15 protein-coding genes are annotated in these 13,156 nt (G+C 73.4%); 9 read left to right on the forward strand and 6 right to left on the reverse strand.

From position 1 onward, the window contains the following. Positions 1–113 precede the first annotated feature (113 nt). The gene (locus B085_RS51350) at positions 114–242 is read right to left on the reverse strand and encodes a hypothetical protein (protein WP_018556784.1); all 129 of its coding nucleotides are present in this window, start codon (positions 240–242) and stop codon (positions 114–116) included. A gap of 15 nt (positions 243–257) precedes the next feature. Here B085_RS51350 and B085_RS51355 point away from each other — a divergent pair, with 15 nt between their 5' ends. The 3 genes from B085_RS51355 to B085_RS0101535 all read left to right on the forward strand — a co-directional run bounded on the left by B085_RS51355 (position 258) and on the right by B085_RS0101535 (position 1,441). Then, positions 258–380 (forward strand): hypothetical protein, encoded by a 123-nt coding sequence (locus tag B085_RS51355; protein WP_018556785.1) that lies wholly within the window; start codon positions 258–260, stop codon positions 378–380. Between the two features lie 161 nt (positions 381–541). After that, positions 542–862, forward strand: coding sequence for an antibiotic biosynthesis monooxygenase family protein (locus tag B085_RS0101530; RefSeq protein ID WP_018556786.1), 321 nt, complete (start codon positions 542–544; stop codon positions 860–862). Between the two features lie 90 nt (positions 863–952). Beyond that, a complete protein-coding gene (locus B085_RS0101535; RefSeq protein ID WP_026250572.1) occupies positions 953–1,441 on the forward strand; it encodes a hypothetical protein in 489 nt (162 codons plus the stop codon). Positions 1,442–1,471: 30 nt separating this feature from the next. On the opposite strand, the gene B085_RS0101540 is transcribed toward B085_RS0101535, so the two are convergent. Continuing rightward, positions 1,472–3,517: an MFS transporter gene (locus B085_RS0101540; RefSeq protein WP_018556788.1), complete on the reverse strand. Its 2,046-nt coding sequence runs from the start codon at positions 3,515–3,517 to the stop codon at positions 1,472–1,474. A gap of 187 nt (positions 3,518–3,704) precedes the next feature. Between B085_RS0101540 and B085_RS45360 the strand changes: the two genes are divergently transcribed. The 6 genes from B085_RS45360 to B085_RS0101570 all read left to right on the forward strand — a co-directional run bounded on the left by B085_RS45360 (position 3,705) and on the right by B085_RS0101570 (position 9,786). Further along, on the forward strand, positions 3,705–4,700 hold the full coding sequence (locus B085_RS45360; RefSeq protein ID WP_158689630.1) for a peptidoglycan-binding domain-containing protein: 996 nt from the start codon (positions 3,705–3,707) through the stop codon (positions 4,698–4,700). Between the two features lie 91 nt (positions 4,701–4,791). Then, positions 4,792–5,379 (forward strand): hypothetical protein, encoded by a 588-nt coding sequence (locus B085_RS0101550; RefSeq protein WP_037730909.1) that lies wholly within the window; start codon positions 4,792–4,794, stop codon positions 5,377–5,379. A 157-nt stretch (positions 5,380–5,536) separates the two neighbouring features. Further along, entirely contained in the window at positions 5,537–6,199 is a 663-nt protein-coding gene (locus B085_RS0101555) for an HAD-IA family hydrolase (RefSeq protein WP_018556791.1), read from the forward strand. Positions 6,200–6,260: 61 nt separating this feature from the next. After that, a complete protein-coding gene (locus B085_RS0101560; protein ID WP_026250573.1) occupies positions 6,261–7,019 on the forward strand; it encodes a Mut7-C RNAse domain-containing protein in 759 nt (252 codons plus the stop codon). Positions 7,020–7,326: 307 nt separating this feature from the next. Beyond that, positions 7,327–7,998: an HNH endonuclease family protein gene (locus B085_RS0101565; RefSeq protein WP_051101915.1), complete on the forward strand. Its 672-nt coding sequence runs from the start codon at positions 7,327–7,329 to the stop codon at positions 7,996–7,998. Between the two features lie 114 nt (positions 7,999–8,112). Then, complete coding sequence (locus B085_RS0101570) at positions 8,113–9,786, forward strand: alkaline phosphatase D family protein (protein WP_018556794.1); 1,674 nt, start codon at positions 8,113–8,115, stop codon at positions 9,784–9,786. Positions 9,787–9,846: 60 nt separating this feature from the next. Here the strand turns inward: B085_RS0101570 and B085_RS0101575 are convergent, their stop codons facing one another. The 4 genes from B085_RS0101575 to B085_RS0101590 form a co-directional block, all read right to left on the reverse strand. After that, positions 9,847–10,641 (reverse strand): ABC transporter permease, encoded by a 795-nt coding sequence (locus B085_RS0101575; protein WP_018556795.1) that lies wholly within the window; start codon positions 10,639–10,641, stop codon positions 9,847–9,849. Next, the gene (locus tag B085_RS0101580) at positions 10,638–11,627 is read right to left on the reverse strand and encodes an ATP-binding cassette domain-containing protein (protein WP_018556796.1); all 990 of its coding nucleotides are present in this window, start codon (positions 11,625–11,627) and stop codon (positions 10,638–10,640) included. The genes B085_RS0101575 and B085_RS0101580 overlap by 4 nt, the downstream gene beginning before the upstream one ends. 83 nt (positions 11,628–11,710) lie before the next feature. After that, complete coding sequence (locus tag B085_RS0101585) at positions 11,711–12,553, reverse strand: DUF4097 family beta strand repeat-containing protein (RefSeq protein ID WP_018556797.1); 843 nt, start codon at positions 12,551–12,553, stop codon at positions 11,711–11,713. Positions 12,554–12,636: 83 nt separating this feature from the next. Next, the gene (locus B085_RS0101590; RefSeq protein WP_018556798.1) at positions 12,637–13,155 is read right to left on the reverse strand and encodes a hypothetical protein; all 519 of its coding nucleotides are present in this window, start codon (positions 13,153–13,155) and stop codon (positions 12,637–12,639) included. Between the last annotated feature and the right edge of the window lies 1 nt (position 13,156).

Genomic DNA, 13,156 nt, shown 5'->3' on the forward strand with positions numbered 1-13,156 from the left:
GCAGCGTGACACGCGGACCGGCCCGGAGCACGTGATTTTCAGCCGGTCCGACGGGGACGTGCGATGCGCGGCGGCCCGTCCCGCGCCGCCCGCCGCCCGCCGCCCGCCGGTGCTCAGGGCGCGCGGACGCCGAGGCGGCCGGCCTCCTCGGTCACCTCACCGAGCATCTCCAGCCATCGGTCCACGTCGGCGGCCTGGAGGCCCTCGTCGAGCCCGAGGCCCTGGCCGCCGGCGAGGTACACCTGGGTCGCACCGCCGTGCCCGAACTCTGCGCGGGCGACTCGATCGAGATCGACGAACCCGTTCCGCACGTCTTCGCCAACACCAGCGATGCGGAATGCCGCTACGCGGTCGTCCTCACCCGCGTCGCGCGGCCGTGACGGTCGCCGCGGTGATCGGCGCCGCACGCGTCGTGGTGCCCGGGCTTCCGGGGGCGACTTGCCGTCGGCAGCGCGCTTCCCGGGCCGCCTGATGTAGGAGACTGCACGCACATGTCCGGATCGGGGGCCCGACCGGGTCCCTTCTTGGTAAGAGGTGTCATGTGCCCAGCGTGGTAAAGATCAACGTACTGACCGTCCCGGCCGAGCAGCGCGAGGTCCTGGAGAAGCGGTTCGCCTCGCGCGCGGGCGCCGTGGAGAGCTCGGACGGCTTCGAGTGGTTCGAGCTGCTGCGTCCGGTCGAGGGCACCGACCAGTACCTCGTGTACACGCGGTGGCGCAGCGAGGAGGACTTCCGCAACTGGATGTCCGGCCCGATGCAGGCCGCCCACCGCGAGGGCGGCGAGCGACCCAGGCCGGCCGCCACCGGATCCACCGTGTGGTCCTTCGAGGTCGTCCAGCAGGCCGCGCCGAAGCAGGCCTGAATCCGCGTGGCGCCCCGTCCCGCGGGGCGCCGCCCACCGGCCGCGGAAATCGCCTTGCCGCCGGCGATCACCGGACGCCAGGCTGTGGCCATGGAAAGGCCGCTGCTCTTCCTCGACGTCGACGGGCCGCTCAACCCGTACGCGGCCAAGCCCAGCCGCCGTCCCGAGGGCTACACCACGCTGCGCGTGCCGGTGCCCGGCATCTCCTCCCGCCCGCTGCGTGTGTGGCTCAACCCCGCCCACGGCGAGGCCCTGCTCGGGCTGGGCTTCGAACTGTGCTGGGCCACCACGTGGATGGCGGAGGCCAACCACTGGATCGGCCCGGTCCTCGGCCTCCCCGAACTGCCGTACGTCGACTTCGGCGCCGCGCTGTCGGCCCACCGTCCCGACCTCGTGCACTGGAAGACCGAGGCGCTCGTGGCGTACGCCGGAGGCCGCCGTTTCGCCTGGGTCGACGACGAGCAGAGCCCCGCCGACGCGGAGTGGGTGGCCGCTCACCATCCCGGCCGGGCGCTCCTGCACCACGTCGACCCGCGGGTCGGCCTGCGCGAGGCCGACTTCACCGCGTCACCGCGGTGACCCTCCCGGCTGTCCCGGCTGTCGGCCGGTTCACGCCGTCGGGCGGTGGGGGCCGGGGCGGTCCTGGTCCTGGCCGCACAGCTCGGTGGTCAACCGGGTGAGCAGGGCGGCCAGGTCGGCGTGGCGTTCGGGGTCCCAGTCGCCGAGGAGTTCGGCCAGCACCTTGCGGCGGGCCTCGGTGAGCAGCGCCACGACCTCCTGACCGCGTTCCGTGAGGTACAGCGGGTTGCCGCGGCGGACGGCGTAGCGGTGTTCCTCGACCTCGAAGGCGGCGGCCTCGATGACGTTGTACGGCACCGTGGTCTGCACGGCGAGGTCGACGGGGTCGGCGGAGCCGGTGCGGGCGATGTACAGCAGCAGCCAGCCGGCGGCGGGCTGGAGGCCGAGGCCGGTCAGCTCGGTGATCCGTGCGTACAGGTCGCGGCGGGCCTCGCGGCTGCCGAGGACGCTCAGGCCGCGGGCGATCTCGTCGAGGGAGGAGCGGTCGACCGGGTTGGTGCCGATCGTCTGGCTCGCGTCGGGCACGGTGACCGTGCGCCGCAGCGGCTGCTCCTTCAGGAACCAGGCCAGGACGAAGGCCAGCGCGCAGACCGGCACCGCCCACAGGAAGACGCTGGTGATGGCGGTGGAGTAGGCGTGCAGCACCGGGTCGCGCAGGGACGGCGGGAGCTGCCGCACACCGCGCGGATCGGACTGGACCATGGCCGGGTCGAAGCCGGGCGGCAGGGTGAGCCCGGTGAGGGCGGCGGTGATCCCGCGCGCGAGGTTGGTCGCGAAGATCGCGCCGAAGATGGAGACGCCGAAGGCCGCCCCGATGGAGCGGAAGAAGGTCGCGCCGGAGGTGGCCGAACCCAGGTCGGCGTAGCCCACGGCGTTCTGCACGGCGAGGATCAGCACCTGCATCACCAGGCCGAGCCCGAGGCCGAAGACGAGCAGGTACGTGCTCAGCACCCAGACCTCGGTGGTCTCGTCGAGCCGGTGCAGCAGGAACAACCCGAGGATCGTGACGGCGGTCCCGGCGATCGGGAAGACCTTGTAGCGGCCGGTGCGGGAGACGATCTGGCCGGAGGCGGTGGAGGCCACCAGCATGCCCACCACCATCGGGATCATGTGCACGCCGGACCAGGTCGGCGAGTAGCCGTGCACGACCTGCAGGAAGGTCGGCAGGAAGGTCAGCGAGCCGAACATCGCGAAGCCGATGACGAACGAGATCACCGAGCACAGCCAGAAGGTGCGGATGCGGAACAGCCGCAGCGGCAGCACGGGTTCCTCGGCCCGCCGCTCGACGAGGACGAAGAGCCCGATCAGCAGCACGCCCAGCACCGCGAGCCCGACGACCTGCCAGGAGCCCCAGGCCCAGGTCGTACCGCCCAGGGACGTCATCAGCACCAGAGCCGTTGCCGCGGCCGCCACCAGCACCATGCCGCGGTAGTCGATGCGGTGCGTGGTCCGCCGGACCGGGATGTGGAGCACCGCGGCGATGACGGCGAGCGCGGCGATGCCGAGGGGGAGGTTGACGTAGAACACCCAGCGCCAGCTGAGGGTGTCCACGAACAGCCCGCCCAGCAGCGGCCCGAGCACGCTGCTCGCGCCGAACACCGCCCCGAACACACCCTGGTAGCGCCCCCGGTCGCGCGGCGGCACGATGTCGCCCACGATCGCCATCGACAGCACGATCAGCCCGCCGCCGCCCAGGCCCTGCAGCGCGCGGAAGGCGATGAGTTCGCCCAGGCTGCGGGAGAGGCCGCACAGCGCGGAGCCGATCAGGAAGATCACGATGACGGACTGGAAGAGCTTCTTCCGTCCGTACATGTCGCCGAGCTTGCCCCACAGCGGGGTGGCGGCGGTGGAGGCCAGCAGGTAGGCGGTGACCACCCAGGAGAGGTGCTTGAGACCGCCCAGGTCGCTGACGATCGTCGGCAGCGCGGTGGACACGATCGTCTGGTCGAGGGCGGCGAGCAGCAGACCGAGCGCGAGCGCGCCGATCGCGACGTACACGGACCGCTTGTCGGTCACCTCCGCCGGGCCGTCCGCCGTGGCCCGCCCCCCTGGGGCAGCGGTGTCGTCCTGGGCCATAGGGACTCGTTCCGCTCGGGTACCGGGGCTCCGATACCGCGTTCACGTCACTTCCCTGTAAATATTCACACCCTTTCCACGAGATTGGCTCCGTTTGTACGACCGTCGGGGCCGGAGGCGCCTGGGCACCGGGCCACCGCGGTCTGCATAATCACTGCGTCTGTCAGGGGATGGGGAGGGGGCGCCGGTGGCGTCTGACAAGCCGGGGTCACCGGCTTCGCAGGAGGAGCACGAGTACGAGTCCCTCCGGGTGCGGCCGTACGTGCCGGGGCCCGAGGGCTACGCGGACGCGGAGGAGGCCGTCCCGGCCGCCGTGCCGGCGGGGGCCGCGGAGGCCTTCCCGACGCATGCCGCGGATCCGCCGGCCGCGCCTCCGGCCCCCGTGGCGCCCATGCCGCCGGAGGCGGCCGCCGGGGCGGAGGGGCGGGAGGAGGACACCGACCTCATCGACCTCGGCACGGTCTCCTCGGACCGGCTGCTGCCGGTGCCGGTGGCCGCCACGTCGCGTGACCTCGTGCCCTACCCCACCCGTGCCGAGGGCCGGCGCCGGGCGGGGGCCCATCGCCGCCGCCGCGGCGCGCTCATCGCCGGCGCGGGCATCGGGGCCGTCGGTCTCGCCGTCGGCGCGGTCTTCCTGACCGCCCAGCTGACCGGCATACCGGACCGCACCGAGGCGGCCCCCGACCAGGGCGCCTCCGAACCCGCGGTCGAACTGCCCTCCTCCGCGCGGCCCTCTGCCTCGGCCTCCGCCTCGCGCTCGGCCTCACCCAGCGTCACCCCCTCCACGCTCGCCTCCGCGAGCGCCTCGGCGTCGGTCACGACCGGCGCCCCGACGCCCAGCGCCAGCGCGTCCCGCCCGACGGCCTCCGCCAGCGGCCAGGTCTCCCGGACGCCCAGCTCGCCGCCCCCGCCGGCCGCGCCCGTGACGCTGCAGCGCGGAGACACCGGTCCCGCCGTCGTGGACCTCCAGAACCGCCTCAAGGCGGTACGGCTCTACTACGGCCCCTCCGACGGCGACTACAGCCGGAAGGTGAGTGACGCCGTCGCCCGCTTCCAGTTCTTCAACGGGGTCAAGGGCGACCCGCAGGGTGTCTACGGGCCCAACACCCGTGCGGCCCTGGAGGCGAAGACCGGCGGCACCACGCCGGACCAGGACGACGGCAACGGGAACGGCTGGGACTGACCGGCCGCCGCATCCCGCGCACCGCGCCCGCCCCGGGACCCGGTCCCGCGGCGGGCGCCGTCGTGCCCGGCCGTCCGGGCGCTCCGGCAGGATGGGGGGCGTGGCGATCGACGACTTCGGGCCCAGGGGCTTCCAGCTCGTACTGCTGCGGCGCATGGCCGACCACCGGCCCGAACTGGTGGAGGAGGCGCTGCGCACGCTCGGGGCGAGCCGTACCGAGATGCGGGAGGCGAACCGCCGCTGGCAGGCCTGGGGGCACGCCAGGGGCTTCCCGCGCGGCGAGCGCCGCTACCGTGCGGTGCTCGGGCCGCCCGAGGCGGTGCTCCGTCGTACGGTGGGCGACGTCACCTGCCCGGCGCTGCTCTGGCCGGTCCCGCTGTGGCCGACCCTGCGGTTCGAGGTGCTGTGCGCTCCGGGCGGCGGGGCGGTCTGGAACGAGTGGCTGGTCCGCGCGCCGGGGGAGCGGGGGCCGCGGCTGTCGGGCCTCGCCGACCTCACGCCCTGGTCCTGCACCGTCGACGAGGTGGCCCGGGCCTTCCCGCCCGCGCGGCCCCTGGAGGGCGACGCCCCCACCCGCTGGCGGCTGGAGTTCACCGACCCGCAGGCCCCGCCCGGGGCCGCCCGCCGGAGCGCGGGCTTCACCTACGGACTGCTGCAGTACGTGGACGCCGCGGCCTGAGAGCTGCGGGGCGGGGGCGGCCGCGGCGCCGGCCGCGCTCCGGCACCCCTACTGGCGGAACCACCGCACGGTTTTGTATCGTGTAGGAACAAAGTGGTTCCGCCCGTTTCCCCTGACCGGCGGGCGGGCCACTTGCTTGTACGTCCGAGGGAGTTCCATGCTGTCGCCGTCCACCGTCGTACCCGCCCGCGCTCTGCTGCTGGACATGGACGGCACGCTGGTCAACTCCGACGCCGTGGTCGAGCGCTGCTGGCGCCGGTGGGCCGCGACGCACGGGCTCGACGGCGACGCCGTGATGAAGGTCGTCCACGGCCGCCAGGGCTACGCCACGATGGCGGTGCTGCTCCCGGACCGCCCGATGGCGGAGAACCATGCCGACAACGCCCGCATGCTCGCCGAGGAGACCGCCGACGTCGACGGCGTCGTCCCGGTCGAGGGCGCCCCGGCCTTCATGGCCGCGCTGCAGGGCCGTCCGCACGCCCTGGTGACCTCCGCGGACGATGCCCTCGCCCGGGCCCGCATGAGCGCCGCCCGCCTCCCGCTGCCTGCCGTCATGGTCACCGCGGAGAGCGTCAGCGCCAGCAAGCCCGACCCCGAGGGCTTCCTCAAGGGCGCCGCCGAGCTGGGCTTCGGGCCCGAGGACTGCGTGGTCTTCGAGGACTCCGAGGTCGGCATCGCGGCCGCCAAGGCCGCCGGCATGCGCGTGGTCGGCGTCGGCCCCCGTGCGGCGGCGCACGAACCCACGGTGCACGTCGACACGCTCGCGCGGGTTCGCGTCGAGGCGGCGGCGGACGGGTCGTTCCTGCTGCACATCAGCTAGCGCCTCCGGCGCCCGCCCCCACAACCCCCGCCCGGGGTGACATCCTGACGGAGTGAGCGGCCTGAACGGACCCGAGATCGGCATCAGCTTCGCCTCCGCGCTGCGGCTCTTCGCCGCCTCCGCGCGACGGGAGGGGCGGACGACCGTCGTCACCGACGGGGTGTCCACCCTGGGGCACGTCGTGGAGTCGCTCGGGGTCCCGCTCACCGAGGTCGGCCGGCTGCTGGCCGACGGCCGCGAGGTCCCCGTCTCGTACGTGCCGGCCGCGGGCGACCACGTGGAGGTCGAGCCCGTCACCCGGCCGCAGTCGGTGCCGGGCGCGCCGCTGCGCTTCCTGCTCGACGTTCACCTGGGCACGCTCGCCCGGCGATTGCGCCTGCTGGGGGTCGACGCCGCCTACGAGAGCGAGGACATCGGCGACCCCGCGCTGGCCGCCCGGTCGGCCGCCGAGCGCCGGGTGATGCTCTCACGCGACCGCGGCCTGCTGCGCCGCCGGGAGCTGTGGGCGGGCGCGTACGTCTACAGCGACCAGCCCGACGAGCAACTGCGCGACGTGCTCGGCCGGTTCGCGCCCGTCCTGGAGCCCTGGACGCGCTGCACGGCGTGCAACGGGCAGTTGCGGGAGGCCGACAGGGACGCGGTCTGGGAGAAGCTGGAGCACGGCACCCGGCGCAGCTACGACGTGTTCGCGCAGTGCGCCGAGTGCGAGCGCCCGTACTGGCGCGGCGCCCACCACGCCCGGCTCGAGGCCATCGTCCGTGACGCGGTGACCGAGTTCGGCGCCGGCGGGGCCGCCCCGCATCTTCGGCTCGCCGACTGAACGACGGCCTGCTCGCAGGTCCGCCCGTCGTGGGACTGGCCGTCGGGTATCGGTAGCACTCCGGCGACCTGCTCGGGGTACTCGGCCGCCGACGCCGTCTGAAGCGTCGTGCGGCGGGCCCGGCCCGTGGGGGAACCGGCCGGTGCGAGGGGACGCCATGGCGCGGATCCGGTGCCGTCCGACCTCTAGACATGACGTGTCCATGTCGCCAACCTGTTACCTGCCGCTTGTCGCGCAGAAACGTTCCAGCAGAAGGATGGCCAGCGGTTTCAGCGGCCAAACACCCCCACAGCAGAGGGAGTTCCCCATGTCCCGAATACGCAGTGCTCTCACGCGGCGCGGTGTCTACGCGCGTCGACGCCTGGGTCTCCTCATGGCTCTCACCAGCCTGTTCGCCGGCTTCGCGACCCTGAACGGCCCCACCGCCCAGGCGGCGCTCCCCACGCCCGTCAGCGCGGCCACCGCCCGCACCTACCTGGCCTCGCTCAAGGTGGCCACCGAGAACCGCACCGGGTACGACCGCGACCTCTTCCCCCACTGGATCACCATCAGCGGCGCCTGCAACACCCGCGAGACCGTGCTCAAGCGCGACGGCAGCGGTGTGGTCACCGACTCGGCCTGCGCCGCCATCAGCGGCTCCTGGTACTCCGTCTACGACGGCGCCACCTGGACCGCCGCCTCCGACCTCGACATCGACCACCTGGTGCCGCTCGCCGAGGCCTGGGACTCCGGCGCCTCCGCCTGGACGACCGCCAAGCGCCAGTCCTTCGCCAACGACCTCACCCGCCCGCAGCTCATCGCCGTCACGGACAACGTGAACCAGGCCAAGGGCGACCAGGACCCGGCCACCTGGATGCCGTCGCGCAGTGCCTACGCCTGCACGTACGTCCGCGCCTGGGTCCAGGTGAAGTACTACTACGGCCTGTCGGTCGACTCCGCCGAGAAGAGCAAGCTCAGCAGCGTGCTCAGCGGCTGCTGAGCCCGCGTCCCGGCTCCGCCCCGGCCGCCGGGACCACGGCCGGGGCGCGGCTGGGAACTCACGCCTTCCCTCCGACGTCCACAACTCACGACGACGGAGGGAAGGCCGACCGCCATGGCACAACTGCGCCTGGGCCCGCTGCTGAGGTACGTGGACGAGGACACGGCCACCGTGTGGGTCGAGGCCGACCGCCCCGCCACCGTGACCGTCGTGTGCGACGACGGGGCCGACGGCACCGAGCACACCTGGCAGATCGCCGGCCACCACTACGCGATCGTCACCGTGGGCGGGCTGCGCCCGGGCACCACCACGGCGTACCGCGTCCTCCTCGACGGGCAGGAGGTCTGGCCGCTGCCCGACTCCCCGTACCCGCCGAGCACCATCCGCACCGCCGCACACGACGGCGACGGCGGCGGGGACGGCGAGGCGGAGGGACGGCCGCTGCGCGTCGCGTTCGGCTCCTGCCGCTGGGCGGCACCGCCCCCGGACGAACCCGACCCCCTCGGCCCGGACGCGCTGGACACGCTCGCCCACCACATCGCCTCCGGTGACGCCCCCCGCCCCGACCTCCTGCTGCTGCTCGGCGACCAGATCTACGCCGACGAGACCTCTGCGGCCACCCGCCGCTGGCTCGCCCGGCGCCGCGACCTGAACGAGCCGCCCTGGGACCAGGTCGCCGACTACGAGGAATACACCCACCTCTACTACGAGTCCTGGCTCGACCCGGACATCCGCTGGCTGCTGTCCACCGTGCCCAGTTGCATGATTTTTGACGACCACGACGTCATAGACGACTGGAACACCTCCCACACGTGGCGCAACACCATGCGGGAGACGGCCTGGTGGCACGAACGCGTCACCAGCGGCCTGACCTCGTACTGGGTCCACCAGCACCTCGGCAACCTCACCCCCGCCGAACTCGCCGCGGACAAGCTGCTCGCGGCGGTCCGCGCGGCCGACGACGGCACCGAGACCCTGCGCGCCTTCGCCGCCCGCGTGGAGGCCGACCCGGCGCACACCCGCTGGAGCTACCGTCGCGACCTCGGGCGTACCCGCCTGCTGATGGTCGACTCGCGCGCCGCCCGCGTCCTGGACGAGCACGAACGCGCCATGCTCGACCCGGAGGAACTCGACTGGCTGCGCCGGAACGCCCGCCCCGACGGCAGCTTCGACCACCTGCTCATCGGCACCTCCCTGCCCTGGCTCCTCCCGCACGCCGTCCACGCCGCCGAAGCCTGGAGCGCCGCCATCTGCCGCGGCAGCCGCGGCCACCGCTGGACCCGTCGCGGCGAACGCCTGCGCCAGGCCGGCGACCTCGAACACTGGTCTGCCTTCCCCGACTCCTTCGACGACCTCGCCGGGATCCTCACCGACGCCGCCGACGATCCCGAGGCCCCCGCCACGATCTGCGTCCTGTCCGGCGACGTCCACCACGCCTACACCGCCGAGGCCCGCCGCCCCGGCACGCCCCTGCGCTCCCGGCTGCTGCAACTCACCTGCTCCCCGGTCCACAACACGATCCCCGGCTACATGCGGCTCGCCTTCCGCTTCGCCTGGACGGGTCCCGCCCGCCTCGTCGGCCGCGCCCTCACCCGGCACGGCCGCGCCGCCGCGCCCGCGTTGCGCTGGGACAAACTGGACGGGCCCTGGTTCGGCAACCAGCTCATGACCCTGACCCTGCGCGGCCGTGCCGCGGCGCTGCGGCTGGACCAGACCCGCGCGCCGAAGGGGACTTCGCGGCGGGCGGGGCTGGTGACGGTGATGGACACGCACCTCACGAGGGACTGAACCACGGCAGGAGGGCCCGCGTTCCTCGCGGGCCCTCCTGCCGTGGTGCGCGGTACGGGGTCAGAACCTGCCGGTGCTGTCGAACTTCGCGGTGGCCCACAGGTACCCGAGGACGGTGAGGCCGGCGCACCAGGCGGTGGCGATCCAGCCGTTGACGCCGATCGGGGTGCCCAGGAGGAGGCCGCGGAGGGTCTCGATGGCGGGGGTGAAGGGCTGGTACTCGGCGACCGGCCGGAACCAGCCGGGCATGGCGTCGAGGGGGACGAAGGCGCTCGACAGGAGCGGGAGGAGGATCAGGGGCGTGGCGTTGTTGCTTGCGGCCTCGGCGTTGGGGCTGACCAGGCCCATGCCGACGGCGATCCAGGTCAGGGCGGTGGCGAACAGGACCAGGAGGGCGAGGGCGGCGAGCCATTCCAGGGGCGTGGCGTCGGTGGAGCGGAAGCCGATGGCGACGGCGACCGCGCCGACGAGGACGACGCTGACGACGGACTGCAGGACGCTGCCGATGACGTGACCGACGATCACGGAGCCGCGGTGGATGGCCATGGTGCGGAAGCGGGCGATGATGCCCTCGGTCATGTCGTTGGAGACCGAGACGGCGGTGCCGATGGTGGTGCTGCCGATGGTCATCAGGAGCAGGCCGGGGACGAGGTAGGCGATGTAGGCGGAGCGGTCGGGGGCGCCGCCGCCGATGCCGGCGCTCATGGTGTCGCCGAAGACGTAGACGAACAGCAGGAGCAGCATGATCGGGGTGAGCAGGAGGTTCAGGGTGAGGGAGGGGTAGCGGCGGGCGTGCAGGAGGTTGCGGCGCAGCATCGTCGAGGAGTCGCGCAGGGCGAGGGACAGGGTGCTCATCGCAGGGCCTCCGTGGGCTGGTCGGGGACGCGGGTGTCGTCGCCGGTGAGGGCGAAGAAGACGTCGTCGAGGTCGGGGGTGTGGACGGTCAGCTCATCGGCGTGGACGCCGGCGGTGTCGAGCCGGTCCAGGAGGGCGCGCAGGGCGTGCTGGCTGCCGTCGTTGGGGATGCGCAGGGTCAGGGCGTCGTCGTCGCCGGTCGCGGTGGGCAGGGCGGTGGCGGCGTCGCGGTAGGCGGCGGGGCCGGTGAAGCGGAGGCGGACGTGTCCGCCGGGGATGAGGCGCTTGAGCTCTTCGGCGGTGCCCTCGGCGGCGATGCTGCCGTTGACGAGTACGGCGATGCGGTCGGCGAGTTCGTCGGCTTCGTCGAGGTACTGGGTGGTGAGGAAGACGGTCACGCCGCCGGTGACGAGTTCGCGGATGATCTGCCACATGGTGTGGCGGGACCGGGGGTCCAGGCCTGTGGTGGGTTCGTCGAGGAAGATGACGCGGGGCCCGCCGACCAGGGTCATGGCGATGTCCAGACGGCGCCTCATGCCGCCGGAGTAGGTGGAGGCGGGCTTGCCGGCGGCGTCGGTGAGGTCGAAGCGCGCCAGGAGTTCTGCGGCCACCCGCCTGCCCTCGCTCCGGGACAGGTGGTGCAGGTCCGCCATGAGGAGCAAGTTCTCCTCGCCGGTGATCAGCCCGTCGACGGCGGAGAACTGTCCGGTGACCCCGATCGCCGCACGGACCGCCTGCGGATCGGTCGCCAGGTCGTGGCCGGCGACCTGCGCCCGCCCGCCGTCGGCGGTGATGAGTGTGGAGAGGATCTTCACGGCCGTCGTCTTGCCCGCGCCGTTCGGGCCCAGCAGCGCGAACACGGAGCCGGCGGGGATGTACAGGTCGATGCCGTCGAGGACGGTCCTGTCGCCGAAGGACTTGCGCAGTCCGACGGCGGAGACGGCGGCCGGCGGCGTGCGGGCGTCGTGCTTCCTGGGTGTGGGCATGACAGATGAAGGCATGGGGCCCTCCGATCGAAGGCTGAAGCGGGCGGGGGACGGGGGCGAAGGCGAGGACGAGGTCGTGCGGCTCAGGCCTGGGCGCGGTGGATCTCGATGTTGCCCCAGCGGGTCCGGGCGTGGACCTCGACGGTGTCCTCGGTCCTCTGCGGGGGCTCGGAGCCGGCGAGCGTGTTGCGCACCTGTCCGCGCTCGGAGCTGACGTCGAGCCAGGCGGCCGTGCCCTCGCGGACGCCGATCTCGATGGCGCCGTAGGAGGTCTCCAGCCGGACGGCGCCGCGGGCGACCTCGGCGACGCGCAGGTTGCCGTGGGCGACGGTGGCGGTGACCGAGCCCTCGGCGCGCGCGATGTCGACGTTGCCGTGGGCTCCGCGCACCCGCAGCTCGCCGAGCGCGGCGCCGACGGTCGTGGTGCCGTGCGAGTTCTTCATGTCGGCGGGGCCGTCGATGGTGCCGACGCGCAGGCTGCCGGAGCTGGTGGTGATCTCGGCCGGACCCTCGACACGGTCGACGGTGACCGTGCCGTGGGAGGCGGTCAGCTGCAGCGGGCCGGTGGTGTCGAAGCGCACGTCGTTGGACGAGGTCTTCACCCGGACCTCGCCGAGCCGGCCCTCGCCGAGCACCTGGGTCCAGGAGCCGGTCACGTCGACGTCCGAGCCCGTGGGCAGTTCGACCGTCACGTCGACGACGCCGCTGGGCCCGATGAGGAACCGCTCCTTCGTCCTGACGGTGAGGACACCGCTCGCGAAGGCGACCTCGGTCTGCTCGGCGGCCCGCACGTCCTTGTCGCGCTTCGGCTCACGCGGCCGCACCTCGACGACGGTGTCGGAGCGGTCGCCCGCGGTGAACCGGATGGAACCGGCGCCCACATGGGCGGTGACCGAGATCGGTCCGGTGGTGTCGAAAGCAGGCATGGCTGTCCCGTCCTTCTGAGTCCTTGGGCCGTCCCCGCTGGTGGGACGTGGTGTGGGTGAAGTGGGGCGCGGCGCGGGCGCGGTTAGCGCACCCAGCCCCGGAAGCTCTGTCCGGTGGTGCGGGTCCTCTCCGTCGCGCGCGGCTGCGGCGCGCCGTCGACCGCGGCCGACACGGCGCGCACCAGCCACGCGTTGACCGACAGGCCCTCGCGGCTCGCGGCCTCCTCGGCGCGGGTCTTGAGGTGCGCCGGCAGGCGCAGGTTGACGCGGGCGGTGCCGCCCTCGTCGCCCTCGGCCGGAACCGGGGTCCTGAGCGGTTCGACGGGCGCGGCGCCCATCTCCGCGGGGCCGCCGCCGGCGGGCGGCAGCGTCACCACGAAGTCGGGGTCCAGCCCGCGAAGCCGTACGTCGACCGAGCCGGGGGCGAGTTCGCGGGTGATCTCGTCCATCGCCGCGGAGAGCACGTTGAGCATGGTCAGGCGGGTCGCCGACTCCAGGGGAGCGGTGAGCCGCTCTGCCAGCTCGCGGGCTTCCTCCCCGCCGGCTTCGGCGGCCACCGCGAGTTCGCGGCGGAGGGTGTCGACATACGGGGTGAGGTCCATA

This window comes from Streptomyces sp. BoleA5 (genome assembly GCF_000373665.1).
In the GTDB taxonomy this organism is placed as follows: domain Bacteria; phylum Actinomycetota; class Actinomycetes; order Streptomycetales; family Streptomycetaceae; genus Actinacidiphila.

Bases quoted from the DNA above. Each gene is read 5' to 3' on its own strand.
- B085_RS0101535 (WP_026250572.1), top strand. From the start codon at position 953: ATGGAAAGGCCGCTGCTCTTCCTCGACGTCGACGGGCCGCTCAACCCG.
- B085_RS0101540 (WP_018556788.1), bottom strand. From the start codon at position 3,517: ATGGCCCAGGACGACACCGCTGCCCCAGGGGGGCGGGCCACGGCGGAC.
- B085_RS0101550 (WP_037730909.1), top strand. From the start codon at position 4,792: ATGGGGGGCGTGGCGATCGACGACTTCGGGCCCAGGGGCTTCCAGCTC.
- B085_RS0101555 (WP_018556791.1), top strand. From the start codon at position 5,537: ATGCTGTCGCCGTCCACCGTCGTACCCGCCCGCGCTCTGCTGCTGGAC.
- B085_RS0101565 (WP_051101915.1), top strand. From the start codon at position 7,327: ATGTCCCGAATACGCAGTGCTCTCACGCGGCGCGGTGTCTACGCGCGT.
- B085_RS0101570 (WP_018556794.1), top strand. From the start codon at position 8,113: ATGGCACAACTGCGCCTGGGCCCGCTGCTGAGGTACGTGGACGAGGAC.
- B085_RS0101575 (WP_018556795.1), bottom strand. From the start codon at position 10,641: ATGAGCACCCTGTCCCTCGCCCTGCGCGACTCCTCGACGATGCTGCGC.
- B085_RS0101580 (WP_018556796.1), bottom strand. From the start codon at position 11,627: ATGCCCACACCCAGGAAGCACGACGCCCGCACGCCGCCGGCCGCCGTC.
- B085_RS0101585 (WP_018556797.1), bottom strand. From the start codon at position 12,553: ATGCCTGCTTTCGACACCACCGGACCGATCTCGGTCACCGCCCATGTG.
- B085_RS0101590 (WP_018556798.1), bottom strand. From the start codon at position 13,155: ATGGACCTCACCCCGTATGTCGACACCCTCCGCCGCGAACTCGCGGTG.